At 55.5% G+C, this 25,252-nt stretch carries 22 protein-coding genes; 12 read left to right on the forward strand and 10 right to left on the reverse strand.

The annotated features are described in order from the left end of the window. Nucleotides 1–37: 37 nt before the first annotated feature. From KQP88_RS16610 to recQ, 3 genes are all read right to left on the reverse strand, one after another. The gene (locus KQP88_RS16610; RefSeq protein WP_216703647.1) at nt 38–2,215 is read right to left on the reverse strand and encodes a FimV/HubP family polar landmark protein; all 2,178 of its coding nucleotides are present in this window, start codon (nt 2,213–2,215) and stop codon (nt 38–40) included. Nucleotides 2,216–2,300: 85 nt separating this feature from the next. Further along, nucleotides 2,301–2,735, reverse strand: coding sequence for a MarR family transcriptional regulator (locus KQP88_RS16615; RefSeq protein WP_025261031.1), 435 nt, complete (start codon nt 2,733–2,735; stop codon nt 2,301–2,303). Nucleotides 2,736–2,826: 91 nt separating this feature from the next. Next, nucleotides 2,827–4,956, reverse strand: a complete 2,130-nt coding sequence (gene recQ / locus KQP88_RS16620) for a DNA helicase RecQ (RefSeq protein WP_216703648.1) — start codon at nt 4,954–4,956, stop codon at nt 2,827–2,829. A 177-nt stretch (nt 4,957–5,133) separates the two neighbouring features. On the opposite strand from recQ, the gene KQP88_RS16625 reads away from it, so the two are divergent. Together KQP88_RS16625 and KQP88_RS16630 are read left to right on the forward strand one after the other, a co-directional pair. Then, entirely contained in the window at nt 5,134–5,721 is a 588-nt protein-coding gene (locus KQP88_RS16625; protein ID WP_025261033.1) for a UPF0149 family protein, read from the forward strand. 10 nt (nt 5,722–5,731) lie between these two features. After that, a complete protein-coding gene (locus KQP88_RS16630; RefSeq protein ID WP_216703649.1) occupies nt 5,732–6,133 on the forward strand; it encodes a YbaN family protein in 402 nt (133 codons plus the stop codon). A gap of 3 nt (nt 6,134–6,136) precedes the next feature. Here KQP88_RS16630 and KQP88_RS25385 read toward each other — a convergent pair whose 3' ends face one another. Beyond that, nucleotides 6,137–8,719 carry a retention module-containing protein gene (locus KQP88_RS25385; RefSeq protein ID WP_216703650.1) on the reverse strand — a complete coding sequence of 861 codons (2,583 nt, stop codon included), beginning with the start codon at nt 8,717–8,719 and terminating at the stop codon, nt 6,137–6,139. Between the two features lie 419 nt (nt 8,720–9,138). Between KQP88_RS25385 and KQP88_RS16640 the strand changes: the two genes are divergently transcribed. The 7 genes from KQP88_RS16640 to KQP88_RS16670 all read left to right on the forward strand — a co-directional run bounded on the left by KQP88_RS16640 (nt 9,139) and on the right by KQP88_RS16670 (nt 17,643). After that, nucleotides 9,139–10,494 (forward strand): TolC family outer membrane protein, encoded by a 1,356-nt coding sequence (locus tag KQP88_RS16640; RefSeq protein ID WP_216703651.1) that lies wholly within the window; start codon nt 9,139–9,141, stop codon nt 10,492–10,494. 164 nt (nt 10,495–10,658) lie between these two features. Then, nucleotides 10,659–12,806, forward strand: coding sequence for a type I secretion system permease/ATPase (locus KQP88_RS16645; RefSeq protein ID WP_216705980.1), 2,148 nt, complete (start codon nt 10,659–10,661; stop codon nt 12,804–12,806). 11 nt (nt 12,807–12,817) lie between these two features. Then, a complete protein-coding gene (locus tag KQP88_RS16650; protein ID WP_216703652.1) occupies nt 12,818–14,158 on the forward strand; it encodes an HlyD family type I secretion periplasmic adaptor subunit in 1,341 nt (446 codons plus the stop codon). A 326-nt stretch (nt 14,159–14,484) separates the two neighbouring features. Then, entirely contained in the window at nt 14,485–14,937 is a 453-nt protein-coding gene (locus KQP88_RS16655; protein WP_216703653.1) for a TIR domain-containing protein, read from the forward strand. Next, on the forward strand, nt 14,934–15,539 hold the full coding sequence (locus KQP88_RS16660; protein ID WP_221592356.1) for an Nmad2 family putative nucleotide modification protein: 606 nt from the start codon (nt 14,934–14,936) through the stop codon (nt 15,537–15,539). Before KQP88_RS16655 ends, KQP88_RS16660 begins: the two co-directional genes overlap by 4 nt. A gap of 218 nt (nt 15,540–15,757) precedes the next feature. Beyond that, nucleotides 15,758–16,963 (forward strand): hypothetical protein, encoded by a 1,206-nt coding sequence (locus KQP88_RS16665; protein WP_216703655.1) that lies wholly within the window; start codon nt 15,758–15,760, stop codon nt 16,961–16,963. Nucleotides 16,964–16,968: 5 nt separating this feature from the next. Continuing rightward, nucleotides 16,969–17,643, forward strand: coding sequence for a uracil-DNA glycosylase (locus KQP88_RS16670; protein ID WP_216703656.1), 675 nt, complete (start codon nt 16,969–16,971; stop codon nt 17,641–17,643). Nucleotides 17,644–18,106: 463 nt separating this feature from the next. Here KQP88_RS16670 and KQP88_RS16675 read toward each other — a convergent pair whose 3' ends face one another. From KQP88_RS16675 to KQP88_RS16690, 4 genes are all read right to left on the reverse strand, one after another. Continuing rightward, nucleotides 18,107–19,369 (reverse strand): HEPN domain-containing protein, encoded by a 1,263-nt coding sequence (locus KQP88_RS16675; protein WP_216703657.1) that lies wholly within the window; start codon nt 19,367–19,369, stop codon nt 18,107–18,109. A gap of 161 nt (nt 19,370–19,530) precedes the next feature. Beyond that, entirely contained in the window at nt 19,531–20,151 is a 621-nt protein-coding gene (locus tag KQP88_RS16680; RefSeq protein WP_216703658.1) for a hypothetical protein, read from the reverse strand. Between the two features lie 7 nt (nt 20,152–20,158). Next, nucleotides 20,159–21,052: a glycine zipper family protein gene (locus KQP88_RS16685; RefSeq protein WP_253950493.1), complete on the reverse strand. Its 894-nt coding sequence runs from the start codon at nt 21,050–21,052 to the stop codon at nt 20,159–20,161. Next, complete coding sequence (locus KQP88_RS16690; RefSeq protein ID WP_216703659.1) at nt 21,049–21,579, reverse strand: PAAR domain-containing protein; 531 nt, start codon at nt 21,577–21,579, stop codon at nt 21,049–21,051. Before KQP88_RS16690 ends, KQP88_RS16685 begins: the two co-directional genes overlap by 4 nt. A gap of 181 nt (nt 21,580–21,760) precedes the next feature. On the opposite strand from KQP88_RS16690, the gene KQP88_RS16695 reads away from it, so the two are divergent. Then, nucleotides 21,761–22,117: a DUF7079 family protein gene (locus KQP88_RS16695; RefSeq protein ID WP_216703660.1), complete on the forward strand. Its 357-nt coding sequence runs from the start codon at nt 21,761–21,763 to the stop codon at nt 22,115–22,117. A 172-nt stretch (nt 22,118–22,289) separates the two neighbouring features. Here KQP88_RS16695 and KQP88_RS16700 read toward each other — a convergent pair whose 3' ends face one another. Both KQP88_RS16700 and KQP88_RS16705 read right to left on the reverse strand, forming a co-directional pair. After that, nucleotides 22,290–22,649 carry a DUF7079 family protein gene (locus tag KQP88_RS16700; protein ID WP_095067425.1) on the reverse strand — a complete coding sequence of 120 codons (360 nt, stop codon included), beginning with the start codon at nt 22,647–22,649 and terminating at the stop codon, nt 22,290–22,292. A 14-nt stretch (nt 22,650–22,663) separates the two neighbouring features. After that, nucleotides 22,664–23,290 carry a TetR/AcrR family transcriptional regulator gene (locus tag KQP88_RS16705; RefSeq protein WP_216703661.1) on the reverse strand — a complete coding sequence of 209 codons (627 nt, stop codon included), beginning with the start codon at nt 23,288–23,290 and terminating at the stop codon, nt 22,664–22,666. A gap of 111 nt (nt 23,291–23,401) precedes the next feature. Between KQP88_RS16705 and KQP88_RS16710 the strand changes: the two genes are divergently transcribed. Both KQP88_RS16710 and KQP88_RS16715 read left to right on the forward strand, forming a co-directional pair. Further along, nucleotides 23,402–24,607, forward strand: coding sequence for an MFS transporter (locus KQP88_RS16710; RefSeq protein ID WP_216703662.1), 1,206 nt, complete (start codon nt 23,402–23,404; stop codon nt 24,605–24,607). 173 nt (nt 24,608–24,780) lie between these two features. Then, nucleotides 24,781–25,221, forward strand: a complete 441-nt coding sequence (locus tag KQP88_RS16715) for an aegerolysin family protein (RefSeq protein ID WP_216703663.1) — start codon at nt 24,781–24,783, stop codon at nt 25,219–25,221. Nucleotides 25,222–25,252 lie beyond the last annotated feature (31 nt).

Raw genomic sequence — 25,252 nt, forward strand, 5'->3', positions numbered from 1 at the left:
CTGTCAGCGGGTCGTCGCGGGCAAGCCCCCTCCCACATCAGCTGATCCCCGCCAACAACTCCCGCGCCATCTGTTTGTGCTGCTCGTCGGACTCTTCGATCACCTGCAGCAATATCTCCCGCGCCGCCTCCGTATCGCCCTCATCGATCAGCACCTGGGCCTCGTTGATGCGGGTCAAGGGGGCTTCGTCCAGATCCAGCAGGTCGAACTCCGAATCGTCGTCCATGAAGCTGTCAAGAAACTCGTCGCTCAAGGCGTCGCTGTCGGCCGGTTCGATGACTTCAATCGGCTCGATGACTTCAGGCTCGGCGTAATCACTGAGGAACTGATCTTCAGGCAACTCGAACACTTCGGGTAACTGGGTGAGGTTCGAGGCGAAGGCCGGGTCCACTTCCGGGGCGGCAGGTTCTGCTGGCGTGGCCGCTTTGCTGCGGGTCGGTGGAGCATCGAAAGGATCGACCAGATCCCAGTTGGCATCCATCGACAGGTCATCCAGGTTCAACTGAAACTCATCGATCTGCTCGGGATTGAGCGCAGCGGCGGTTGTTTCGTCGAGCTGGGCGGCGGGCGCCTCGGGCTGCGACGGTTTTTCAAGGATAAGGGGCGCAGCGACGGCGGCTATGACCGCTGCCGTAACAGCCGGTGGCTCGCTGACTTTCATCTGCGGATAACGCGCATGAATTTCCTGGATTTTCTCGGCATCGACACCATGCCGCAGGGCAGCCTCTTCTTCCTTGGCAAAACCGGCAACATCGCCCTGCTCGGCCAGCAGCTCAAGCATTCTGATGCGGATATCTTCACGCTCCGGCTGCTTGACCAGCGCATCCCGCAGGATGCCCAATGCCTCGCTGAACCGTCCATAGGCGATATAAATGCTGACACCATCCAGCGCATCCGGGGCGGCACCCGCCAGACGTGGCGAAACAGGTGCCTTGATCACTGGCGCAGGAGCCTCAACCGGTTGCGGCTCGGCAATGGTCGGCACCTCGAACACCGGGAGGATGGTCGACTGGGCGGGTTTGATCAGCGGCTCTTCCGGCACCACGATGGGCTCCAGGTCTTTCTTCCTGGCCTGATGACGACGTTTGGAATAGGCAAATGCCAGCAGAAGCAGAACGATCACGACCGCCCCCAGCAACAGGGGCCAACTGATGAAGGAGTCGCTCTGCACGGGTTGCGCTGCCACAGGTACGGGCGCAGCCGGAGCAACAGCCGGGTTGGCCGCGGGTCTTGCCTGGACCTGTGCCAGCTCGGTGCGCAGGGCCGTGATCTGTTTGTCCTTGCCCGCCAACTGAGCTTGCAGTTCCTGAGTCGTGACCTTGAGGTCTTCCACGGCCCTGTTCAACTGCTGACTCTCAATGGCAGCCGCAGCCAGTTGATCGGCAGTCCGCTGGGCTTCGGCGGCCTGGGTGTCGGTCGATGCAGTCTTTGCCACCGGGGCGGCTGCGGCGCCAGTCGGCAATACCGCAGCATCCGGTAGCAGCAACACTTGGCCGACTTTCAAGGCAGCGTTCGCGCCACTGGCAAAGGTCTGCGGATTGAGTGCGCGGATCCCCTCGGCCAACTGGCTGGCAGACACCTTGCCCTTAGGGTCTTGAACCTGTCGGGCGATGCCATTGAGCGTATCGCCTTCGGCCACGGTGTAACGCTTGCCTTCCCGGGCTGCCGGTGGTGCAACCGGCATGCGCGTCTCGGGCGCTGGCTGGGCGGCGCGTTCCTGTTTGCGGCTGCGGATCGCGGCCTGCCCTTCCGGCGTAGTGGCTGGGTCGAGCAGCAAGGTGTAAGTGCGCAACTGATCGCCGTTGGGTCTGGCCAGTTGCACCATGAAGTTCAGGTAGGGTTCGGTGACAGGCTTGCTGGATACGACGCGAATCACGCCGCGATTACCACGAATGACCGGGGTAAAACGCAGGTCATTGAGGAAGAACGAGCGTTCGACATCGGCCTTGGCGAAGGCTTCGGCCGAGGCCAGCTTGGCAACGACATCTTCAGGGCCCAGGCCACCGGTTTCCAGCAGCGCGATCTCGGCATCGAGCGGCTGGTTCAAGGCCGAATGCAGAGTGATATCGCCCAGCCCCAGCGCCGAAGCGAGTGTCGAATAACACAGCGACGACACGAGCAGAGAGGCAGCCAGCAGGCTCTTGTGAACACTGGTTGCAACCTTGCGCTGCGTGCCACCGGCACTCTCGAAAGCAGCCTGAGAACTCTTCAGCATGCGAACCCTTATGGAAAGCTTGGCGTAATCGGTAATGGACTTCACTGTCCGTCAGCAAGTATGAGCGAGAACCCGTGGCCTCGCCTCAGGATCTTTCCAGATTGGCCAGAATCCGTGCGTGCACGCTCATGCACACTCGCAGCTCTTCTTCGCTCACCCCTTCGAACAGCTCGATACGCAACGCATTGGCGATGGTTTCGATCTTTTCGATCAGGGGACGTGCCGCATCACTGAGGACGATTTTCTTGGCGCGGCGGTCTTCGAGAACAGCCTGACGCTGCACCAGTTGCTGAGCTTCAAGGCTGTCGAGCAGACGGGCCAGGGTCGGGCCTTCGACGCCGATGCTCTGGGCCAGTTCGCGCTGGGTCGGCGGCTCTTCGTGACGCGCCAGATGCAGCAGGACCAGCCAGCGCGCCTGGGACAGCCCCAGGTCGGCAAGGCGGCGGTCCAGTTCGGCGCGCCAGCCTCGGGTGAGGTGCGCCAGTTGCATCCCGAAACGATGTTCATCAGTCAGCGGCATAAAAAACTCATATCTAAAACTAATTATTAGCGAGCTAATCATGCTCCAGATATTCAGGCAAGCATGACACTGTGATGTTTCATCGTGGGCGTTACATCTCGAATTCGGACTGCAAGGCTGCCCTTACGCAATACAGGACACCTTCGGGGACTCGCCCGGTGAACATCCCGGCAATTTCCGCAACGGCGGGCAGTTCGCCTTCGCCATCCAGGAAGGCATCCTGAACTTCGCCCAGCAGGTCTTCGGGCAGGTCCAGCGCCTGTTCCAGTGACAACTGCTGCTTGCCGATGGCTTCGGCGAGCATGGTGTAGACGTTCTTTTCCGAACACTGCAATTGCCCGGCGATCTGCGCGGGGGTCATGCCGGCGCGGGCCAGACTGATGAGTTCGTGGCGCACATCGGCCACCACGCGAGGCGCTTCTGCCGCCCCGCCCAGCACTTCAAGAAACGCTTCGCCATAACGCTCCAGCTTGCGGGCACCGACGCCGCTGACCCGGGCCATCTGCGACATGTTTTCGGGCTTGCTGCGCAGCATTTCCAGCAGGGTCGAATCGGGGAAGATGACATAAGGCGGCACGCCATGCTCTTCGGCCAGCTTGCGGCGCAAGGCACGCAGGGCTTCCCACTGCTCGCGCTCTTCGCCACGCACCAGCTGACTGGCCGGGCTGCCGGAGCTGCCTTTGGAAGAGGTCTGGGGTTTCAGGTCGCGACGCAGTTCCAGCGTGACTTCGCCTCGCAGCAGCGGGCGGCACGTGTCGCTCAGGCGCAGGCCGCCGTAGCCTTCCAGATCGATGTCCGCCAGCCCGCGGGCCACCAGTTGCCGGAACAGGGAACGCCACTCGCCTTCGGAACGCGCCTTGCCGACGCCGAATACCGAAAGATGCTGGTGACCGAAACTTTCCACCTTGTCGTTGGACTTGCCCAACAGAACGTCCACCAGATGGCCCACGCCGTAACGCTGGCCGGTGCGGTAGATAGCGGACAGGGCCTGACGCGCAGGCTCGGTGGCATCCCAGGTCTGCACGCCGTCGACACAGTTGTCGCAATGGCCGCACGGGTTGGGCATGTCTTCATCGAAATAGGCCAGCAGCGTCTGGCGGCGGCAGCGGGTTTCTTCGCACAACGCCAGCATGGCATCGAGCTTGTGGTGCTCCAGACGCTTGTGGCGCTCATCGCCCTCGGAGTTCTGCAGCATCTGCTTGAGCATCAGTACGTCTTGCAGGCCGTAGGCCATCCAGGCATCGGCGGGCAAACCGTCTCGCCCGGCGCGACCGGTTTCCTGGTAATACGCCTCAAGAGACTTGGGCAGGTCCATGTGGGCGACAAAGCGCACGTTGGGTTTGTCGATCCCCATGCCGAAGGCAATGGTGGCCACCATGATCAGGCCTTCCTCATTAAGGAAGCGCTTCTGGTTGTGAGCACGGGTTTCGGCGGGCAGACCGGCATGGTAAGGCAGCGCCGGATAGCCGTTGTCACTGAGAAACACCGCCACTTCGTCGACTTTCTTGCGCGACAGGCAGTAGACGATCCCGGCATCGCTGCGCCGCTCGGACAGAAACGCCAGCAACTGCTTGCGTGGCTGCTCCTTGGGCACGATGCGGTAGAAAATGTTCGGCCGATCGAAGCTGGACAGGAAGCGCTCGGCGTTCTGCAGGTGCAGGCGTGTGACGATTTCTTCACGGGTCCGCTTGTCGGCGGTGGCCGTCAGGGCGATGCGCGGCACGTTGGGAAACAGCTCGGCCAGTTGCCCCAGTTGCAGGTATTCAGGCCGGAAGTCATGACCCCATTGGGAAACGCAGTGGGCCTCGTCGATGGCGAACAGGGCAATCTGCAGATTCTGCAGAAACGCCAGCATGCGCGGCTGAACCAGACGCTCAGGCGCGAGATAGAGCATCTTGACCTCGCCCAGGCGGATCCGGTTGGCCAGATCGCGCTGCTGTTCGGGGCTCAGGGTCGAGTTCAGCGAAGCAGCCGAAACCCCCAGCTCGTCCAGGGTCGAGACCTGATCTTCCATCAGGGCAATCAGCGGTGAAACCACCACGCACAACCCCTCACGCAACAGGCCCGGAACCTGAAAGCACAAGGACTTGCCACCACCGGTCGGCATCAGAACCAATGCATCGCCACCGCTGGCCACGCGCTCAATAATGGCACCCTGACGACCACGAAAACTGTCGTAGCCGAAGATGTCTTTAAGTACGCGTTGTGCCTGTTCGAGCATAAAAACCCCAGATTGTCCTGCTGCACTGCAAAGCCCGGCAGTATACCCGAGCGATCAACGGCAAAGGATGACCGGGACATGAGTGGTCAAAATTAACTGTGATCGACCTCTACGCTGGCGCCCCGGACGCGCAGGGCCTAGAATTCAGCATTGTTTTCTTTCCAAGGTAGTCCGTCCATGTCCTTCGCTGAGCAACTCACCCGCCTGCAAGTCTTCCTCGATGCAGATGAACTGCATGAAGAAGCACTGGACTACGTGGCCGCTCATGGCTATCTGACCGCCATTTCCATCTGTTCCGAGCAGGTTCCGGAGCGCGAGTGGATCGATGCGCTGTTCTCTGAACCGCCGCATTACGCCAGCGAAGCCCAGCGCGTCGAAATCGAAACCACCCTGAGCCTGCTGCAGGCGCATATCGCCCGCCAACTGGCTTCCGACGAAGAGTTCGAGTTGCCATGCGACCTGGATCTGGGCGACGAGCCGGACGATTCCGATCTGCGCGGCTGGTGCATCGGTTTCATGGAAGGTGTGTTCCTGCGTGAAAACGCCTGGTTCGAAAGCGCCGAAGAAGAAGTCAGCGAAATGCTGTTGCCGATCATGGTCGGTTCGGGCCTGTTCGACGAACAACCGGAGTTCTCCGACATCGCCTCGGACGCCAACCTGATGGATGACATGATCGTCCAGATCCCGGAAGCCCTCACCGCCCTGTACCTGCTGTGCCAGGCTCCGGACGAAAAACCGGCAATCCTCAAGCCTCGTCACCACTGAGTCGGCGCCTATGGCGCAAGACCTGCCGCGCACCAGCCGTCACCGGTGGGTGCGCTATCTGCTGGTGGCTGTCGGCTGGGCCAGCGTAAGTCTGGGCGTCATCGGGATTTTCCTGCCGGTGCTGCCCACCACGCCTTTCCTGCTGCTGGCAGCCGCCTGCTTTGCGCGCAGCTCGCCACGCTTCTACAACTGGCTGGTCAATCACAAACGGCTCGGGCCGTGGATCCGTGATTATCTGGCCGGTAACGGCATTCCCCTAAAGGGCAAGGTCTACGCCATTGGCCTGATGTGGGCCAGCATCGGCCTGTCCTGTTATCTCGTGCCCCTGCCCTGGGCTCGCGGCTTCATGCTGGCCAGTGCCGTGCTGGTGACGATCTATATCCTTCGCCAGAAAACCCTGCACAAACCTTGAGCCTCAGACCGTATCGACCTTGAGGGAATGATCCCCCAGCATGCCGTTGATGATCGAAGCCGTGTCCGCGCCACTGGCGACCCAGCCGCCCGCGCCCGTGGTCACCCCGTAATGCCCGGCCAGATCGATACCCGCCAGATCGATGGTCTGGCTTGCCGCACCGCCGCTGGCACCCACCTCGATGCTCGACACCAGGTTTACCCCGCTGCCCGACACCTTGAAGTGCAAATAGTCATCCAGCGAATCGCCCACGCCCTGCAATAGCTGCGACAGATCGAGCTTGTCGGCACCAAAGGTGAAATCGACAATCCGGTCATGCCCGGTATCCCCCGCCAGCCACATGAAGGTGTCCTGACCTGCGCCGCCGGTCAGTGTGTCGTTACCGGCACCGCCAATCAGCAGATCGTTGCCATCGCCGCCGTACAGACAGTCGTTTCCGCTCCCAGCCAGCAGCACATCATCGCCATCGGTGCCGATCAGGGCATGCCCCTGCTGATAATCGATACTGACCGGCGCCACATCGCTGCCGCCATGGGCATCGTTGGCGATGTAACTGCCGTGATAAGTCGGGGTGCTGTCCACCGCGCTGTAATCGATGGTCAGGCCAATCTGGTAAGCCAGCCCTTTGTTGACCACGCCCGGATCAGGCTGATGAATCAGGATCAGGCGATAGACATTGTCCTCAGTGGCAGTGATCGTGCCGCTCGCGTCCAGAGGCTGAAATTCACCGTTGTTGTCCATTTTCCAGGCCAGCCCGATCTGATCGGACAGGTAGCGGGTATCGACGGTCAGGGTTTCTCCGGCCTTGAGTTCGATATTGAGGATGTCCTGGTGGTTATAGGTATCGATCTGCCAGGCACCCAGGTAACCGTTGAGCAACACGGTCGCGGTCACCGCGCTATTGACGTAAAAGTCGCTGCGCTGCAAGTCACGCACCTGGTTTTCGACCTTGTCCCGCGTGCCCTTGAAGTCGATAGTGCCGGGCAGGCAGGCGGTGAAATCCGCGCCAGGCGCACGCCAGCCGGTATGGAAAACCGTCGGCGTCGCGCTCAGCGGATCCCCCTGGGGCGAGCGATCATTGGCCAGCAAGACTGCGCCGGGCACCTCGATACAGGGTGCCAGAATGTTGGTGATGATGTGGTCGGCCACCGCTTGCGGCCCCTGCCACGCCGGAACCTGAATCGACAGGTCAGCGCCGGACAGATCGCCGTCGTTGTCGCTGAGCACAAAACCGATCTGCTCGGTCATGGGGCTCCCCACAGCACCCGGCGTGTAGCTGAAAGCGCCGCTGTCCATGTTCACCAGCAACGTCCCGCCCGTGCTGCTGAGCAGGGTAAGTTCGTGAGTGACCGGATCGAAACCGACCAGCCTGGAGCCGCCACAACCCGTGTAATCCACAATATGGATGCCACTTGGATCATGGAGGTAAGTCACGCCCTCCAGCGTGATGGATTTGACGAACCCGCCATCAGCGCCAAACGCTCCGCCAGTCAGCAGGCTGCCACTGACCACACGGCTCGGCTCGACCTCGCAGCCAGGCGGCGGGCACGGCACCGACAGTTCGATATCGGCCGCCATCGGCACATCGTCGATGATGGAAATATCCAGGTGAGCCGAACCTGAATCACCGTCGCGGTCCGTGGCGATCACCTCAATCTGCTCACCGACACTATTGGCCCCCTCGCCTTCGGGGTGTTCCAGCGAGTCGAGCAAGGTGTAGCTATAACTGACCACCCCGCTCTGCGGGTCATACCCCGTAATGCTCAGGCTGTTGCCCAGAGCGGTAAGGGCCGTCAGGGGAAAGCCCATCACGACACCGGCAACCACCACCTCGATACCGCCGACCGTCAGGGATTGCAGCCCGTCAGGCGCGCTGACCGTGAACGTCCCCTGCTGAGTCAGCTTTCCGGCATCGGGCTGCGAACCGCCACACAGGTTGGCTTCATTGAAGGTGAGCGCGCTGCACGACACCTGGACGCAATGATCCACGGGGGGCTCGACCGGAGGGTCGATGGGCGGTTCCACAGGTGGCTCCACGACCGGCGGCTCGGTGATGGGCGGTTCCACAATCGGCGGTATTACCACCGCGCCGGGTGGCTCACTGGCCACGCCGCGCAGGAACTCGGCCTGCCCCTCGGGGAACAGCGGCACCAGGGTCAGCCCCTGAGTAGCAAAGCCTGTGACAGGCGTCACTTCTGCGCCCGTTTCATGGAGTATCACGGCAGTGTGCCCGCCGCCCTCTGCACTGACTGTTTCATCGCCGCCCTGCACAGGCTCCTCGTCCAGCCCCGTGGCCTGCTCGACAGCCGCCAGCATTCCGAGTGTCGGGGTGATCGGGTCGAGGGTTTCCACATGGGCGGGCTGGCCGTCGAGCAACGCTGGCTCCAGCAACAGACGGCTTTCGCGTCCCAGCGTCAGCTCACCGCCGCCCTCAAGCTGCACAACAATCGCGCCTGTGGTGCCGGTCTGTAGCCGCTCACCTGCAAACACTCGATCGCCTTCACTCAACATCCGCTGAGTACCACTGCTCGACACTGCTACAACATCGCCCACCGCTTGTCGTACCGTACCGATCACCCTGGCCATATTCCCTCCCTTTTTCGTAACGATCGAGCCCGAGAACCCTCGGACCTGCTCTTGAATTGGCTCGCCCCTGCAACAGATAAAACCCCGACAACCTTTTCGCGACAAAAAATCGTCACCTGATCAATCTGTTGTTTTCACATGCAATTTCATGCGCTTCACATGCCGACATAATTCCGTCGAAAGCCAAAAAATCTAAAAAATCGCATTTAAGTGGCTGAATAAAAGGGCCTGACAAAAACAACCATCGTCGCAATTCGGAAAACTGCATAAGTTTTTTTCGGCATAAGGCATATGAAATAAACGTCTGAGCTTTCTCAAAAGTTGTTCTTAGCTGTGTTGTTACAAGCCTGACACGGCTGACTGCACGAAAAAGTCATTTTATTGACCCGCGGAACACTTTTACGAAGGGAGACGTATTCATGCGCGATTTGACCCCGCTTTACAGCGCCGTCGTGCTTGCGGTGGCCTGTGCGCAAGCGCAAGCCATTACATTGACCGAAGCGATCCAGAACACCCTGGACCATCACCCGGAAATCCAGGCCAGCAAGAACGAAAGACTGTCTGCCGGTGAAGAACTGAACGTTGCCAAAGGCGGCTACCTGCCCACCGTGGATGTGGTGGCCACCTACGGACGGCAGAAGACCGACAGCCCCAGCACACGCGCCCTCTATGGCCATGACTCGCAGATCCTCAATTACACCCAGTCCGAACTGCGCCTGCGCCAGTTGCTGTTCGACGGCTTCAACACCCCCAACGAAGTGGGCCGCACCCAGGCGGTGGTCAACTCCCGTGCCTATTACGTCCAAGGCACTTCACAGAGCCTGGCCCTGCGCGCCATCGAGGTTTATCTCGACGTGCTCAAGTGCCGTGAATTGCTGACCCTGGCCCGCAACAACCTGCAGGCGCACTTGCGCATCAATGACCAGATCACCCTGCGCAGCGAACGTGGCGTGGGCAGCGCAGCGGATCGCGAGCAGTCCCTGGCTCGCCGGGCGCTGGCGCAGAACAACTTCCATACCGCTCAGGTGGAACTGGCGGATGCCGAAGCCAGCTTTGCCAGTGCCGTGGGCCGCCTGCCGGACGAACTGGAAACCCCGCCGTCCATCAAGGGCGAGGTCCCGCTGAGCCTGTCCGATGCCCAGCAGAGCATGCTGCTCAACAACCCTTATCTGAAATCGGCACAGGCCGATGTGCAGGCCGCCGAGAAACAGTATGAAAGCTCGAAAGCGCCCTTCTACCCGCGCTTCGATGCGGAACTGGCTGTGGGCGCCAATGACAACCTGCAAGGCGAGGAAGGCCACGACAAGGAATGGCGGGCCGCCGTGGTGATGAATTACAACCTGTTCAACGGCAACCGGGACAAGTCGCGCCTGCGCTCCAACGCCTACAAGACCGGCCAGGCCCTGGACATCCGCAACAACGCCTTGCGCATGCTCAACGAAAACATGTCGCTGGCCTGGAACGCCATGGACAACGCCCGCCTGCAAACCCCGATTGCCCGAGACTACGTGACCTCCACCACCCGCGTGCGTGCCGCGTACCAGGACCAGTTCGGCCTGGGCCAACGCACCCTGCTCGACCTGCTGGACAGCGAAAACGAGCTGTACAACGCCAGCCGCCGCTACACCGAAGTGCGTTACACCGAAGAACTGGCCATGTACCGCGTACTGGCCAGCGAAGGAGAACTGCTGCGCAAACAGCGCGTGGTGCTGCCAGCCGAAGCGGTGGCGCTGAACGAAGTGGAAAACCAGGCGCGCTTGCCGTCGCTGAAATAAATAAAACCACTCCAGATTAAAGCCGACCCGTTTTGTGGGAGGCAGCTTGCTGGCGAAAAGGCCTGTGAACCGGCAGATATTCTGCGTCTGTACGCTGAAGTCGCCAGCAAGCTGCCTCCCACACGTTAAATCATCTGTTCTATGGGAGCTCCCCTGTGAATCGTATGGAACTGTCCGCCGCCCTCGACCCTGTGCCGAACGACGACGATCCCTTGCTCGATGGCCTGCTGATCCTCTGCAACCTGCATGGCTGCACCACCAGCCGTGCCAGTCTGAGTTCCGGGTTGCCGCTGGCCCGGCAGCGCTTGAGCACTGCGCAACTGCCTCGGGCCGCCGCCAATGCCGGATTGCAGGCTCGCTGGCTGCGACGTGAACTGAACGCCATCGACAGCCTGAACCTGCCAGTCCTGCTGTTGCTCGACCACCAGCGCTGCGCCGTCCTGAGCCGCTGGGGCGATGACGGACAAGCGCTGATCCTGCCCAGCGAAAACGAAGGCGGCGAGCAGTGGATCAGCCGGGAAGAACTGGCCCGTCATTACACCGGCCAAGCCCTGTTCGCACGCCCGCTGCATGAGCTGGAGCAACTGCGCGCCCCGCTGCTGCCGAGGGTCAAGACCTGGTTTCGCGACACCCTTAAACTGTCTCGCGGGCTCTACGGCGATGCGATTCTTGCCAGCCTGTTGATCAACCTGCTGGGCCTGATGGTGCCGCTGTTCGTCATGCAGACCTACGATCGCGTCGTGCCCAATCAGGCAACCGCCACCTTGTGGGTGCTGGCAATCGGGCTGCTGATCGGCACCCTGTTCGAGCTGGGATTAAGGCTGATTCGCGCCCGCTTGCTGGATCAGGCCGGCAGCAAGACCGACCTGATCCTGTCCGCGACCCTGTTTGAACGCATCATCGGCATGCACCTGCAAAACCGCCCGGCCACGGTGGGTGGCTTTGCCCAGAGCATTCATGACTTTCAGGGGCTTCGGGAGTTTCTGACCGCCGTCACCCTCACCAGCCTGATCGACCTGCCCTTCGCGCTGCTGATGCTCGGCGTCATCGGCCTGCTGGGCGGCTGGCTGGTGCTGATCCCGATGATCGCCTTCCCGCTGACCGTCGCCCTTGCCTGGACAATCCAGGTTTTGTTACGCGACACCGTACAAAAAAGCCTGAGCCTGGGCGCAGCGCGGCAGGCCTTGCTGGTAGAAACCCTCGGCGGCCTGGAAACCCTCAAGGCCTGCAATGCCGAAGGCGAACGCCAGCATCAGTGGGAAAGTACCCACGGCACCCTCACCCGCCTGGACAACCACGCTCGCCACCTGGCCGCACTGGCCAGCAACAGCACTCTGTTCATCCAGCAGTTCTGCGGCATGGCGACCATCGTCGCCGGGGTCTACAGCATCATCGCCGGCAACCTGAGCGTCGGCGCGCTGGTGGCCACCTACATGCTGGGCAGCCGCGTGCTGGCACCGCTGGGTCAGATCGCCGGGCTGATCACCCGCTATCAACAAGCGCAACTGACTATGAAAAGCACCGACACCCTGATGGCCTTGCCTCAGGAACGAGACACCCACCAGCGACCGCTGCAATGCCCGCCCCTCAAGGGTGCGGTGACTGCCAGCAACGTCAGCTTCGCCTATGGCCAGCAAGGCGCAGCGGCACTGCACGGCATCAGCTTCAGTGTCGAACCGGGCGAGCGGATCGGCATCATCGGTCGCAGCGGCTCGGGCAAAAGCACCTTGGCGCGGCTGCTGATGGGCTTCTATACCCCCGACGAAGGCCAGTTGCTGCTGGACAGCCTCGACCTGCGGCAACTGGAAATCACCGCCCTGCGCCAACAGATCGGCTACGTCGCCCATGACATGCCGCTGCTGGCCGGCAGCCTGCGCGACAACCTGACCCTTGGCGCTCGTCACACCAGCGACGCCCGCATGCTGGAAGTCGCACGTCTTACCGGCATCGACGAACTGGCCCTCAAGCATCCCCAAGGGTTCGATCGCCCCGTGGGCGAGCGCGGCCAGTTGCTGTCCGGTGGTCAGCGTCAGGCCGTGTTGCTGGCCCGGGCGCTGTTGCGCGACCCGCCGATCATGCTGCTGGACGAACCCACCAGCCACATGGACAACGTCAGCGAAGACATCCTGCGCCAGCACCTGCATCAACTGATGCCCGGCAAAACCCTGCTGCTGGTCACCCACCGCATGTCGATGCTGAGCCTGGTGGACCGGCTGCTGGTTCTGGACAACGGCAAGCTGGTGGCCGACGGCCCCAAGGCGGCTGTGATCGAAGCGCTGCGCAAGGGCCAGGTCGGCCAAGCACCTGTTTGAGGAGCCTTATCATGTCAGTCACCTACGGATTGCGCCGCCGCTTCAAGCCAGAACTCGCCTTCATGAGCGAACGCAACAGCGCCCTGCAGCAAGATTCATCAGACTCACAACGCCTCACGGTCTGGGTCGCCACGGCGCTGATCCTGACCGCGCTGATCTGGGCAAACTATGCCGTGCTGCAGGAAGTCACCACCGGCGAAGGCAAGGCCATTCCGTCCAGCAAGGTTCAGGTGATCCAGAATCTGGAAGGCGGCATCGTCACCGAGATCTTCGTGCGCGAAGGCCAGGTAGTGAACAAGGGCGATACCCTGCTGCGCCTGGACGACACCCGCTTTCTGTCCAACCGGGGCGAAAGCGAAGTCGACCGCCTGACCCTCACCGCCCAGGTCGAACGCCTGGCCGCCGAAGCCGAAGGACGGCCCTTGCTGCTGCCCCAGGAACTGCTCGACAAAGCCCCGCAAGTCGCCGCCGATGAACGTGCGCTGCATGAGTCCCGTCAGAGGCGTCTGGACGGAGAACAACGCACCCTCAACGAACAACTCAGGCAAAAAACCCAGGAACTGGCCGAATTTCGCTCCCGCCAGGAACAGTTCCGCAACAGCCTTGCACTGGTGCAGCAGGAACTGGACATGTCGATCCCGCTGGTAGGCTCAGGCGCCGTCTCGCCCGTGGAAATCCTGCGCCTCAAACGCAACGCCGTGGAAATGCGCGGCTCGATGAACGCCAACACCCTGGCCATCCCCCGCGCCGAAGCCGCCATCAACGAAATCAAAAGCAGAATCCAGGAATCGGAACTGACCTTCCGCAGCGAAGCCTCCCGCGAACTCAACGAAAAACGCTCCGACCTCGCCAAAATCAGCGCCAACCGCATCGCCATCGACGACCGCATGACCCGCACCACCGTCACCTCCCCGGTACACGGCATCGTCAAGACCCTCAAGGTCAACACTATCGGCGGCGTCGTCCAGCCCGGCAGCGACCTGCTGGAAATCGTCCCGCTGGAAGACAACCTGCTGATCGAAGCCAAGGTTCGTCCGCAGGATGTTGCCTTCCTGCATCCGGGGCAAAAAGCGATGGTCAAATTCAGCGCGTATGACTACACGATTTATGGCGGGTTGCCGGCGCGGCTGGAGATGATTGGCGCGGATACGGTCACGGATGACAAGGGGAACAGTTTTTATCTGATACAGGTACGGACGGATAGAAATCATCTGGGTGAGGATGAGCGGCCGCTGCTGATTATTCCGGGGATGGTGGCGACGGTGGATATCATTACCGGGGAGAAGAGCGTGATGGATTATTTGTTGAAGCCGGTGTTGAAGGGGGAGAGTGAGGCGTTGAGGGAGAGGTAATTGAGAGAGAGCTTGTGAGAGAGAGATGGTTGAGTAATCACTATAATCAATCGCGCAGGAAAACTCATTTATTAGTCCATCAGATTTTATCACAAATATACTGTATACAAACACAGCAATTTTCCGAACATAAAAAATTGCGACCGATATAGCCATTTTCTGCTTGTGGCAGATTGGTATTATGAGATAAATTCGGTCGAAATATTTGACACAAACGCATGCATGAGGACTTCTTTGCTTAATTAGCAAAAATTTTGACGCACGCATAAAGCCTGCCTAGAACAATCCGATTAAAACTCTGAATTCCAGTTATCAAAGGTATAGCTATGTCCAATGCAAAGGCATGCATCGTATTTACGATCGGGCTTGAAAAAAAAGTGCCGCCAATTTCTACACAGCTCGCAGATGAAGGCTTTAACGTGTGTACGGCGGCGGCCGACCAAGAGATAGTAGAAGCAGCACAATCCAGAAGTCTCAGCGTTCCTGAAGTGGTTAAAAGCTGCATCGATAATGCAGAAATCTGTATATTCCTTATACCCAAAGAGGAATCTGAGGGCACAATGACTGCTGCTGGCTATGCTGGTAGTTTGGGAAAGAAGATCATCGCAGTCGTTGAAGATATCAACTCTCTCCCCCAGACCTTCGATGACCTAGCTACCTCCGTTGTATGCATAGGCAGTCCCCAGCTTCCTGATGCTCTCAAAGGCAAATCAGTATGGGAAAGTCCAAACGGATCCGAGGCTGGGAAACGCAAAATAGACAGGGTCCGATGCCAATGAATCTACCTAGAGTCTATTCCTATAAACTATCTAGAGATTTCGGGTTCGCTCCCAACCCATTTCATGGCATCTGTACTCTCGCAACTTGTAAGCCCCAGATAAGGAAGGGAGCACAAGTGGGAGACCTCGTCATTGGCTGCGGAAGCAAAGAGCTAAATATGCCGGGGACAATAATTTTTGCCATGCGAGTTTCTGAGAAAATAACATTTCAACAATACTGGGACGACCCTAGATTTTCAGCAAAAAAAGTTAATTTTAGCTCTAGCAAGGCCGCAGCATACGGTGACAATATTTATCACGTTGATAATGGCCAATGGATTCAGGAAGACTCTCATCACAGTTTTGATGGCGGATTGGTGAACACTGACAACCTGAAGAGAGATCTAGGCTCTGACAATGTCCTAATCGGTGTGGATTTTGTATATTGGGGATCGAGCGCACCAATAATCCCCCCCCATTTACGTGATCTTGAAGGCGACGATTTATTCCCAAAAGGCCGAAATTTTCGATCTATCTTTTCAAACACCTTTAGAAATGAAGTTTTAAATTGGTTCGCTGAACTTCCACAAAGGGGAAATCTCGGTCGCCCTACATGCTGGTGAAACTTCCACGAATCTTCATGACCGATCTATAGATTGGTGAAGACCACCACCCACATGTACCGGATAAGATTAGCACAATACACATTCCGCTAGTAAATAGAATATGAGAGCCGCACAAGCATAAATCATTGTCAGCACACAAAACAGATTCATCAGAGATACTTTGCTGCACCGAAGCATTTCGCGAAGCGCTTAACAAATGGATAAAGGGAATTTCCATGTCTAAACCTATGCCCCAGCTTGAGTCACTCTCGATTCTCGATTACAAGCGAAAAGCGTTTTCAACCAACCAGTTCCAACAAGATGAGGGTGGTTTTCAAAAAATCATATTTGGTTACTTCGGTGAAATTGGTGGGCTACTGTCAGCACTTAAAAAATCAGGCCGAGACAAGCTTGCGACAACCGAGACAGAGATGGCTGGAGAAGAGCTGGGCGATGCTTTGTGGTATCTAGTCAACATCGCAGGATTTCTGGAAGTGGATGCCGACCAAATAGGCGACCAATGCATTAGGTTATTGCGCATAAAATACCAAGAATCCAAGCTCGACCCCGTCACCCCCGTTACCTTCCGTCACATCGATAGCCTGATGGAAATCCGCAGAACTCCAGAATCTATTGATCGCTCCTCCCAGCTTGGCAACCTCGCTTACCACTCAGGCATCATGGCTAACACTTCGTTATCGGAATACCAGTCGATGAGCCATTTGGCCCGTGCCGAAAATATGGGAAAACACCTCGCCGAGCTCGCAACTGCATGCGCAAGCTTCGACTTGAGGCTGGAAGACGTAGCACGCTCAAATCTTAAAAAAATCCATAGCCGGTGGCCTGGAAAAGAAGCTATTTATCCAACCCCTTTTGATGTTGGCTATGCTGAACATGAGCAGTTTCCCCCGATACTTGAAATAACGTTCATAGAAAGAGGTACCCGCGAAAAAGGCCACGTTGTTCAAAGCCTACATGGAGTATTCATTGGAGACCGGCTCACAGACAACAGTAATGAACCCGACGACTACCGTTTTCACGATGTTTTTCACCTAGCATATTTAGCATTTCTCGGATGGTCACCAGTGCTGCGTGGATTGCTAAAGCGTAAGCGCAAGTCAAACGCCAAAATCGATGAAAACGAAGATGGGGCCCGTGCGATGATTATCGAAGAAGGCATCGCAACCTGGATTTTTAACCATGCCAAGGAGCAAAAATCTTATGCCGAAGACCAGCATCGAGGCTTGGACTATCGTGTTCTCAAGCAGATCAGCAGCATGGTCCAAGGTTACGAAGTTGAAAAATGTCAAATATGGCAGTGGGAAAAAGCTATAGTGGTAGGCTTTGAGATTTTCCGACAGTTGCAGAAGCATCGCGGGGGCACCGTGATCGTAGATGTGCTCAAACACACCATGGATTTTTTACCTCCTGCCAAGAATTGATCGCCATGACACCTACAGCCTTTGTGAACGCCCTATCCGAACTGAAACTGGACAATGTATTCAATCCCTATGCTGACACGTGTCCGGTCCACGACCGTGCAGATGCTGCATCTGCACGCCGACGCAACCTGAAGGGGTACCTAAAGGCAGCTCTGGAAATTGGTGTAGATACAATCTGGATGGGGCGTGACCTAGGTTACCGTGGTGGCCGCCGAACCGGATTGGCTCTGACAGATGAGTACCATCTGCCTGAAATGACGCAACGTTATCCCGGTTCAAACTTCAAACAAGCAACTGTGGGACCTGCTATCGCGGAACGTACTGCATCGGAAATTTGGTCGGTTTTGCGCTCAGTCGCTTTACCTCCTTTGTTATGGAACGTTTTTCCCTTTCATCCTCATGAACCAGGCAATCCGTTCTCCAACCGTAAGTTCACAGCACGCGAGCTTCAACAAGTCGAAATCTTGAATGAGATGCTGATCAAATGGCTTAAAGTACGTAGGGTAGTTGCGATCGGTCAGGACGCCTTGAGTTATGCTAGCCGTTTTGGAGTCGAAGTGATCGCCATCCGCCACCCAAGCTATGGAGGCATCAAGGATTTTCGTAATGGCATGAGCGCGCTCTATAATATCCCTATCGAAATCTTAAATACGAAACAGCGTCAAGGGTCACTATTCTAACTTCACTGAAAAGCTATTGAGCATTTTCTTGATAGCTTAGGCGCGGCCCTTGCCTACAACCTTATAAATGCATAAATGGCAATATATTTGTGTAATGACAAGTAATACCCAGACGGATACGAAAACAGGAAAACAGGAAAATTTGATATTCCAGCAAATTTCACAATTGCAACTTATTAGTTTTTGAATGCTAAAAAACCAAAATACACGGTGCGCAAAAAGGAGAAGCCCTAACTGGATCGATAGAAGATGGCGTCGCAGGTGGACGCTCTTGCATATCTGAACTCCCTATGAAATGCGCTAAACACGATGATACTGGATTAATAGATAGGCTCGGAGTTTTCATTTATAACAATAAACTTCGACTCCTCGCCTATTGCTACCTTTCCTCACTTCAGTCCAAAAACCCTATACAGAACCTATAGATTTTTTGTCAACAAAACCCCATCCAACATTCAATTAATCAATCTTCACCAACAACCCCTAATCTCAAATCACGAAGATGATTGAAAAATCTTTCTTCAATCTTGCCATTTCCTGAAGAATTTAATTTATCGTACAACCTAAAAGTATATAGGATAGTTTTTGCTGATATAGCTTCTGCCTTTCTTATAAGATCATCATCAATCTCAATTTTACCGGTATGTACAAGAGCTGAACGAGCATCATAAATAGACTTTACATCACCATATACTTTAACTCGCTCTTCAGAAGGATAGCAAAGTAGCGCTATATATTCAGCGAGGGTAATTCTAATTGGCGTATGTTTATCACGGGAAAAAATAGCTTCAATTGCTATTACATAAGATACAAAACCCAGCACTCTATCCGCCCCATTCAACCCTCTAGAGAAAAAATTCAAAGCACTCTTAAGCCTAACAAATAGCTTGTCATTATGATTGATTACCATATTCGAGAAGATACTAAACTCACCATCCAATGACTCATAAAATTTATAGCTAGGATCAACATTTATCCTAGTGGGCATCCTGATTGGTGATCGTTCTATTGCCCCTGTAGTCTTATTAACGAGAAAAACGTGATTTGTCTCAATTTCGTTTCCAGCCCAAGAAATCCCTTTACAACCCGCCAAAACTCCATAGACCTCCAACAGGCTAATTAGATACCGTACTTTCCACTTGCCATAGTTAAATGCTGCATCCTGTGCTCCGTGCACATCAAACATTATCAATGGGCACTTTGCTATTGATCCGCTGCCTTGAAAGGTCTGATGCTTATGGTCTACTTTAGAAAGACCTTCAATATCAAACTCACGCCCCAACACCTCGCTTAGTTGCTCATATGTATGAGGAGCAGTTTTGATCGCGAACACCCCATATCTAAGATCATTATTTGTACTTTTTCCGCGAAGAAAACCTGATAGTGCCTGATTAAAAATAAATGGAAATATTGCAACCCAGTCTCGACTATCACTTGTCGACTCAACATACTCATTAATTCTTTTCGCTATTAACTCAGGTTCAATGACACCATAATTAACAACAATCGAATGTAGAAGCCCCATAAAAAAATCATAATCTAGGTACTTCTCAGCATACGCTGTTTTAGTGAGTGCCTTTAAAAGCTGCTCATCGAACTCAAAAATATAAAACGAACCCTCATAATCTTCACTGCCTTTATTAGACAAAGAATTAATATATTGGGGAATTAGCACCTCCAAGCGTTTCTTAACTGCCATAACATCAATTCTCTTCTCCTTACTCATTACGACCACTCCTTTTAATTCTTACTTAACTACAACCAATACGTCTAACACAGCATATTCTATTTTTTGCTAGACATCAGGGGGGGGGGGGGGGTTACCATATACGCTCCGCACTGCGGATATACGTTCATTCGTCCAAGACGATCAAAAGCAAACCGCCATCAGATGTCCAACATCAAATCCAAACTCTTAATCCACTCATCAGTTGCTGAGTACCTTGCATAATAACCCACTCTTTCTGCTACGCTCAAAGCCGAAAAAAATGGAAAGAAATAATTATCACTATAATAACCTTGAGCACCTTGCATATCACCCCCCCACCAAGATGGGTCATAATTCTCAAAGGCTATCCACGGCGGAGGAACTGCAAATTTCTTTTCCTTTATCAAGCGTAACAACTCGGCGCTGTTCGTGACCAGCCGAATCGTTGCCACATTGAACTCTTTGTACGAAACAGAAAATATGAGCTCATCACTCGCGACCTGATTTTTATAGCGCGTCACAATCAATTCATTGAAAACTCTTTCATCAATCTTCAAAAAACGCTCATCAATGAGTTCTTGCAGCGCACCAACATCTGCCTTATCCATGACAAAACTTGAGTAATACGCTTGTATTCCTGCTGAGGCCAGCAACGTATGAGTTGGATAATAAGAAGGTTCTCCCACCTCCTCAGTCAATACTTTCCCGAAAACAGACTTTAGTTCTGAAACGGAATAGCCCAGTACTTGCTCATCAGGAGTACGTTTAAAAAGACTTTTTACGCGACTAAAAAAACTCATACCACTATTACTCCTGAAGGTAATCAGTCAGCCAGGTAGCTCCCAGGTAACCTGCAATGCCAAATATGATTCCGCCGACTGCACCACTTACAAAAGCGCCTGGCCCTGTCTCTATACCAACGGCAGCTCCGGCAACAATTCCAACTCTTGCGCCAGCCATCGCTCCACCCCAGCCGCCAGCCTGTTTGACAACCTCGACAGTTATAGGCTTTACGCTGGACTGTTTTATTGACTCATCCGCAGCCAATTTCAAATCATACGCAGTAAACCCGATAGCAAACACCCTTACGACTTTCGCCCCATTCATCAGCGCACTGGTTACTGCGTGGGACTTTGGAGTGAATATTGCGCTTGCTGGCACCTTCTCCGCCTGAACCAATACTTCCTTGTCGATATCCTTGACCCAGCTTGCGATTTGATCAATTCTTGCTGCATTCTTCGGAGCTACTTTCTTATAGTCTTCTAACGACTTAAGTATTTCCTCCGTCGTAACCAGCTTCGCTCCAGCTGCCTTTGCTTTCTCAATATCGATGTAGACGACCTTCCCATCGAACCTTGGAGAACCACTTGGAAACTCGGAGCTGGTTGAAAGATAGCTTGATGGATATCTCTTGCTGCTGAAAACGTGCTCGGCCACGGTGGCGCTTGAGTTCGGCGCGACAGGCCGCATGCCGTACTTTTCAGGCCAGACTTCATGCTGCATCTGAAACGCGGGGAGATTTTTTGCGACGAGATGGGGATCGTCCGGGGACGAATAGATTTTTCGGACTAGAAAACCATCCTTGCCTATTTCATCCACCACGACAAAAAGGTGGATGTTTGCAGGCATTGCATAGCCAGACACGTTGCTTACAGAACCGCTTTCCTTGTTTGTAGGTACTTTGCAGGAGAACTCTGTCATGCATCCTCCCACTTTTCGAGCGCAGCAACTCCCGTCGTGATTTCCAGCATTTCCTCCCTGCTCGTAGCGATTCTCGGTGTACGTCCCGACTCATCTGAAAAGCCGGTATACACCCTGCCCGACTCATCCTTGATGTGATACGGAACATTAGCCAACGGCTGACCGCCATCACCAATGATCCGGAACTGCTCATCGAATACCAAAGCCCATAGAGGCATGGCAGACGGAGGAATGAAATCTGCCGGGGTATGGGTGTTACCTATGATTACGGTGCCAGACCCACTGATGACGTTATTACCATGAGCGCCAGTACTCCCGACAGTTGCTGCCGGCATGCCATTGATAAGAACAGTCGAAGCTACGTCTCCTACAATAGGGCTACCGCATGCACTCTTGTCATTTTGCCGTGCGGCAGCCAGGCCATCGAAAAAGACGTCTGGAGAACCCGAGGCAATTGGATTGACTCCATGTCCAGGCTGAGGGCAGGAGGTTGGATCGGTAATGCGAGCTGCTGGTTTACCTGACATATGAAACATCCTTGTACAATCCACACGAGTTGAAGTGTTACATAAAAGGCAGGTCGTATCTATGCATGGACGATGTGAGACAGCTGGAGTCATCACCACGCTCTATGGTTCTAGCGCGCCCATTTGCGCCATTGCTGTAGTTTTTTGAATGGATCGCTGACTCGCTGGAGGTGTTTTCACATTGGGACATTTTCTGACTGAACCACAACTGACAGAAGTCAGAACCGCACTGTCCGAGCCATTCAACTATTTTCCGACCGATTACGACTACATCGTGCGCAAAGTCAAAGGGATCGATACTGACGTACTCTACGAAATCTTTTATTCAGAAGTAGCGCCCGTGTGCTTTTCCAACCTTGCAGCAGTCTTGCCAACTGTCTGGACAGGCTTTGACCCCGATTGGCTCAGAACGAGTATCGAAGAAAGGCTGGCAGCAAGGGAAAAGAGCTGGTTGCGCCGACAATTTGATAAGGCGCTGGTTGCATGGCTGAAATACAACTATGGCTACATGTGGAAAGAAATTGCGAGCAGGCTTTGAACACATCGCTTTCATCCGTCCACCACATACTGCACAGCCTGTGCTATTGGCCCCTCACCTGAGTCAAAGCAATACCACGCGTGGTATGCGGCACACCATCGAGAGCCAGTGTCGACACCTGTCGAACACCGCAGCGAGTGTCTGCGGTACCGGCATCATTATGCGTTCGGATTCAAAGCCTGCTGGCGATTTCCTTCCAGATGTAGGCGTAGTTGTATTGCAGCCAGCGAACCAGCACTTTATCGAACTGCCGACGAAACCAGTTGCGCTCTCTGGCTGCCAATCTTTCTTCTATCGATTCTCTGAGGATATCGGGGTCGAACCCTGTCCATACCGGAGGCACGGCTGCCACGAGATTGGTGAAGCACACTGGCGCGACCTCTGAATAGAGGATTGTGTAAAGTATTTCAGGGTCGACGCCTCTTACCTTATTCGCCACATAGTCATATTCGACGGGAAAATCATTGAATGGCTCGGAAAGAGCGGCTCTGACTTTGGTCAGTTGTGGTTCAGCCAGAATGGTCAAGCTCATGCAAAACCTCCACCTCATTCCCCCTCGACAACAACACCCAACCCATCCCAAACACCCATCACCTGCCCCACCGCAGCATCCAGCGTCTCATACGGCACCCCATCCCGAGCCAGTGTCGACAAGCCCAGAAGAAAGCTGTCGAACACCGCGGCAAGTGTCTCCGGCACCACCGTCACAGGCAATTCGCCTGCTGCAATGGCGCGTTCGATGCAAGCAGCAATACCCGCACGGTTCAACTTCCGCGCCCGTGCAAGAGGCTCGGAGATGGCTTTGCTCTCTTGCGAGCAAGCGCTCATCAGGCCTAACGCCACCAGACACCCCTTGGGATGATCGGGCTCGCATTGCATTTTCGCTGACCGGCGAAGGGTGAGTTCAATCGCGTCCCTGGGCGGCAGGTTTGTATCAAAAAGGCTGTCCATAACACGGCCATGGGTGGCGAGGTAGCGCTCCATGACCTCATTGAACAGCGCCTGCTTCGAGCCAAAGGCCGCGTAAAAGCTGGGGGCGGTGATGCCTCCCCCAATATTCGTCTTGAGCTGGCTGAGGGAGGTCGCGTCGTATCCATGCTCCCAAAACAGATGCAGTGCCTGAGTGATTGCTTCGTCGCGGTCAAAGGTTCGAGGACGCCCCATCTGTGCCATGTCGGTTCTCCTTCAGAATTACTTAAATACTAATCGATACATAAGTCATTGACCAGCCGACCGCTCACGCCCTATATTTATACCGATCAGTATATTAGTAGGAAAAATCGAATGACTACACATGAGAAACAGAGCGACAGGCTTCCGCTTGGGGCATTACTGGCCCTGGCGATGACAGGATTCATTTGCATCGTGACCGAGACGTTGCCTGCAGGTTTGCTGCCCGAGATCGGCAGCGGTCTGGGCGTTTCGGCATCGTTTGCAGGGCAGATGGTGACGGTTTACGCGCTGGGGTCGCTGCTGGCAGCCATTCCGCTGACCATCGCCACCCAAAGCTGGCGTCGCAGAACCGTCTTGTTGCTGACGATTGTCGGCTTTCTGATTTTCAATTCCGTCACGGCGTTGTCTTCCAATTACTGGCTGACCTTGATCGCGAGGTTTTTCGCGGGCGTCTCTGCGGGTCTGGCCTGGAGCCTTATTGCGGGTTATGCGCGACGCATGGTTGTCCCGCAATTGCAGGGGCGCGCACTGGCAGTCGCGATGGTCGGAACGCCCATCGCCTTGTCGCTGGGCGTGCCGTTGGGAACGTGGCTGGGTGGCTTCATGGGCTGGCGCATGGCGTTTGGCTTGATGTCCGGGCTGACGCTGCTGCTGATCGTCTGGGTGCTGGTCAAGGTGCCGGACTACCCTGGCCAATCCTCATCACAGCGCATGGCGTTGCGTCAGGTCTTTTTTACACCTGGCGTGCGCTCGGTGCTGGGGGTCGTCTTCACCTGGATGCTGGCGCACAACATCCTCTACACCTACGTCGCGCCCTTTGTTTCCGAGGCCGGGCTGGCGAGTGACGTTGACCTGGTACTGCTGGCATTTGGCGTTGCCGCGCTGGCGGGTATCTGGGTCACGGGTCGGCTGGTTGATCGCCATCTGCGCAAGACCGTACTGGCCAGCCTTGCAACCTTTGCAGCGGTTTCGGTGTTCTTCGGCCTGTTTTCAGGCTCTGCCCTGGCCATTTACGTCGGGGTTTCCATCTGGGGCCTGACCTTCGGTGGCGCCGCCACGCTGCTGCAAACCGCCCTCGCCGACTCGGCCGGTAAAGGCGCAGACGTTGCGCTGTCCATGAACGTCGTTGTCTGGAACAGCGCCATCGCAGGCGGCGGGCTACTGGGTGGCGTTTTGCTCGGCCAATGGGGCGTGAGTGCTTTTCCCTGGGTCTTGCTGGTGCTGTTACTGCTCAGTCTGGCCATTGCATCGAGCGCGCGAGCCCATGGTTTTCCAAGCGGTGACAGACAGTCCGGCCAGATAATCGCCGGTCATTGATGTGCAGGCAGCACTGCGCGGCATGACCTGACGTTTCAACACAGCAGATCGATAACTGCCCTCGCCCATCAGGCAAGCGTCAAGGTTCGCGTTTTCAACCCTATAACTATGCATCTCAACTACTTGAAAATCAGTTATATCGTATGGAGCTTTTCAAACTTCAGGAAAATGAAATGGCATATGCACAATGGGGTACATTTATAATTCATGCGGTAAATTTTGATATCACCATTAAAAACATCACGCACGCATGGGGGAAATTTTACGACTCAAAACAGATCGGTATCGCCGGCGGAAACAAGGATAACGAATATGGACCGGGTGCCGTCGAAGGGAAAGTAATAAAATCAGGTCAATCGCTCGCTATCAACGCTTGTGGGCGAGAGGGTGCATCCTCTGGAACGGAAGGCTCCTTCGATATTTACGATGGTCAGATCTTCGTCGGAACCTACAGCTGGGAGTGCCCGTGGGGCAGCAAGAAAAACTCTTCGACGTGGAATTCGGCAGGCTCCCAGCCGATGTTCAACCGTTACATTACCCAGCAAAGCGGAGCGAATCTGAATGGTGGTGCACTGGGCACCGTGATCATTCAGACAGCAAAACTACCATCATGAAGAAGTAATAAATCCCGCCAGGAAGTTGCAG

Source organism: Pseudomonas lijiangensis (genome assembly GCF_018968705.1).
Lineage (GTDB): Bacteria > Pseudomonadota > Gammaproteobacteria > Pseudomonadales > Pseudomonadaceae > Aquipseudomonas > Aquipseudomonas lijiangensis.

Bases quoted from the DNA above. Each gene is read 5' to 3' on its own strand.
- KQP88_RS16670 (WP_216703656.1), top strand. From the start codon at position 16,969: ATGACACCTACAGCCTTTGTGAACGCCCTATCCGAACTGAAACTGGAC.
- recQ (WP_216703648.1), bottom strand. From the start codon at position 4,956: ATGCTCGAACAGGCACAACGCGTACTTAAAGACATCTTCGGCTACGAC.
- KQP88_RS16700 (WP_095067425.1), bottom strand. From the start codon at position 22,649: ATGAGCTTGACCATTCTGGCTGAACCACAACTGACCAAAGTCAGAGCC.
- KQP88_RS16710 (WP_216703662.1), top strand. From the start codon at position 23,402: ATGACTACACATGAGAAACAGAGCGACAGGCTTCCGCTTGGGGCATTA.
- KQP88_RS16650 (WP_216703652.1), top strand. From the start codon at position 12,818: ATGTCAGTCACCTACGGATTGCGCCGCCGCTTCAAGCCAGAACTCGCC.
- KQP88_RS25385 (WP_216703650.1), bottom strand. From the start codon at position 8,719: ATGGCCAGGGTGATCGGTACGGTACGACAAGCGGTGGGCGATGTTGTA.
- KQP88_RS16690 (WP_216703659.1), bottom strand. From the start codon at position 21,579: ATGTCAGGTAAACCAGCAGCTCGCATTACCGATCCAACCTCCTGCCCT.
- KQP88_RS16645 (WP_216705980.1), top strand. From the start codon at position 10,659: ATGGAACTGTCCGCCGCCCTCGACCCTGTGCCGAACGACGACGATCCC.
- KQP88_RS16630 (WP_216703649.1), top strand. From the start codon at position 5,732: ATGGCGCAAGACCTGCCGCGCACCAGCCGTCACCGGTGGGTGCGCTAT.
- KQP88_RS16705 (WP_216703661.1), bottom strand. From the start codon at position 23,290: ATGGCACAGATGGGGCGTCCTCGAACCTTTGACCGCGACGAAGCAATC.
- KQP88_RS16665 (WP_216703655.1), top strand. From the start codon at position 15,758: ATGTCTAAACCTATGCCCCAGCTTGAGTCACTCTCGATTCTCGATTAC.
- KQP88_RS16685 (WP_253950493.1), bottom strand. From the start codon at position 21,052: ATGACAGAGTTCTCCTGCAAAGTACCTACAAACAAGGAAAGCGGTTCT.
- KQP88_RS16680 (WP_216703658.1), bottom strand. From the start codon at position 20,151: ATGAGTTTTTTTAGTCGCGTAAAAAGTCTTTTTAAACGTACTCCTGAT.
- KQP88_RS16610 (WP_216703647.1), bottom strand. From the start codon at position 2,215: ATGCTGAAGAGTTCTCAGGCTGCTTTCGAGAGTGCCGGTGGCACGCAG.
- KQP88_RS16625 (WP_025261033.1), top strand. From the start codon at position 5,134: ATGTCCTTCGCTGAGCAACTCACCCGCCTGCAAGTCTTCCTCGATGCA.
- KQP88_RS16615 (WP_025261031.1), bottom strand. From the start codon at position 2,735: ATGCCGCTGACTGATGAACATCGTTTCGGGATGCAACTGGCGCACCTC.
- KQP88_RS16660 (WP_221592356.1), top strand. From the start codon at position 14,934: ATGAATCTACCTAGAGTCTATTCCTATAAACTATCTAGAGATTTCGGG.
- KQP88_RS16655 (WP_216703653.1), top strand. From the start codon at position 14,485: ATGTCCAATGCAAAGGCATGCATCGTATTTACGATCGGGCTTGAAAAA.
- KQP88_RS16640 (WP_216703651.1), top strand. From the start codon at position 9,139: ATGCGCGATTTGACCCCGCTTTACAGCGCCGTCGTGCTTGCGGTGGCC.
- KQP88_RS16715 (WP_216703663.1), top strand. From the start codon at position 24,781: ATGGCATATGCACAATGGGGTACATTTATAATTCATGCGGTAAATTTT.
- KQP88_RS16675 (WP_216703657.1), bottom strand. From the start codon at position 19,369: ATGAGTAAGGAGAAGAGAATTGATGTTATGGCAGTTAAGAAACGCTTG.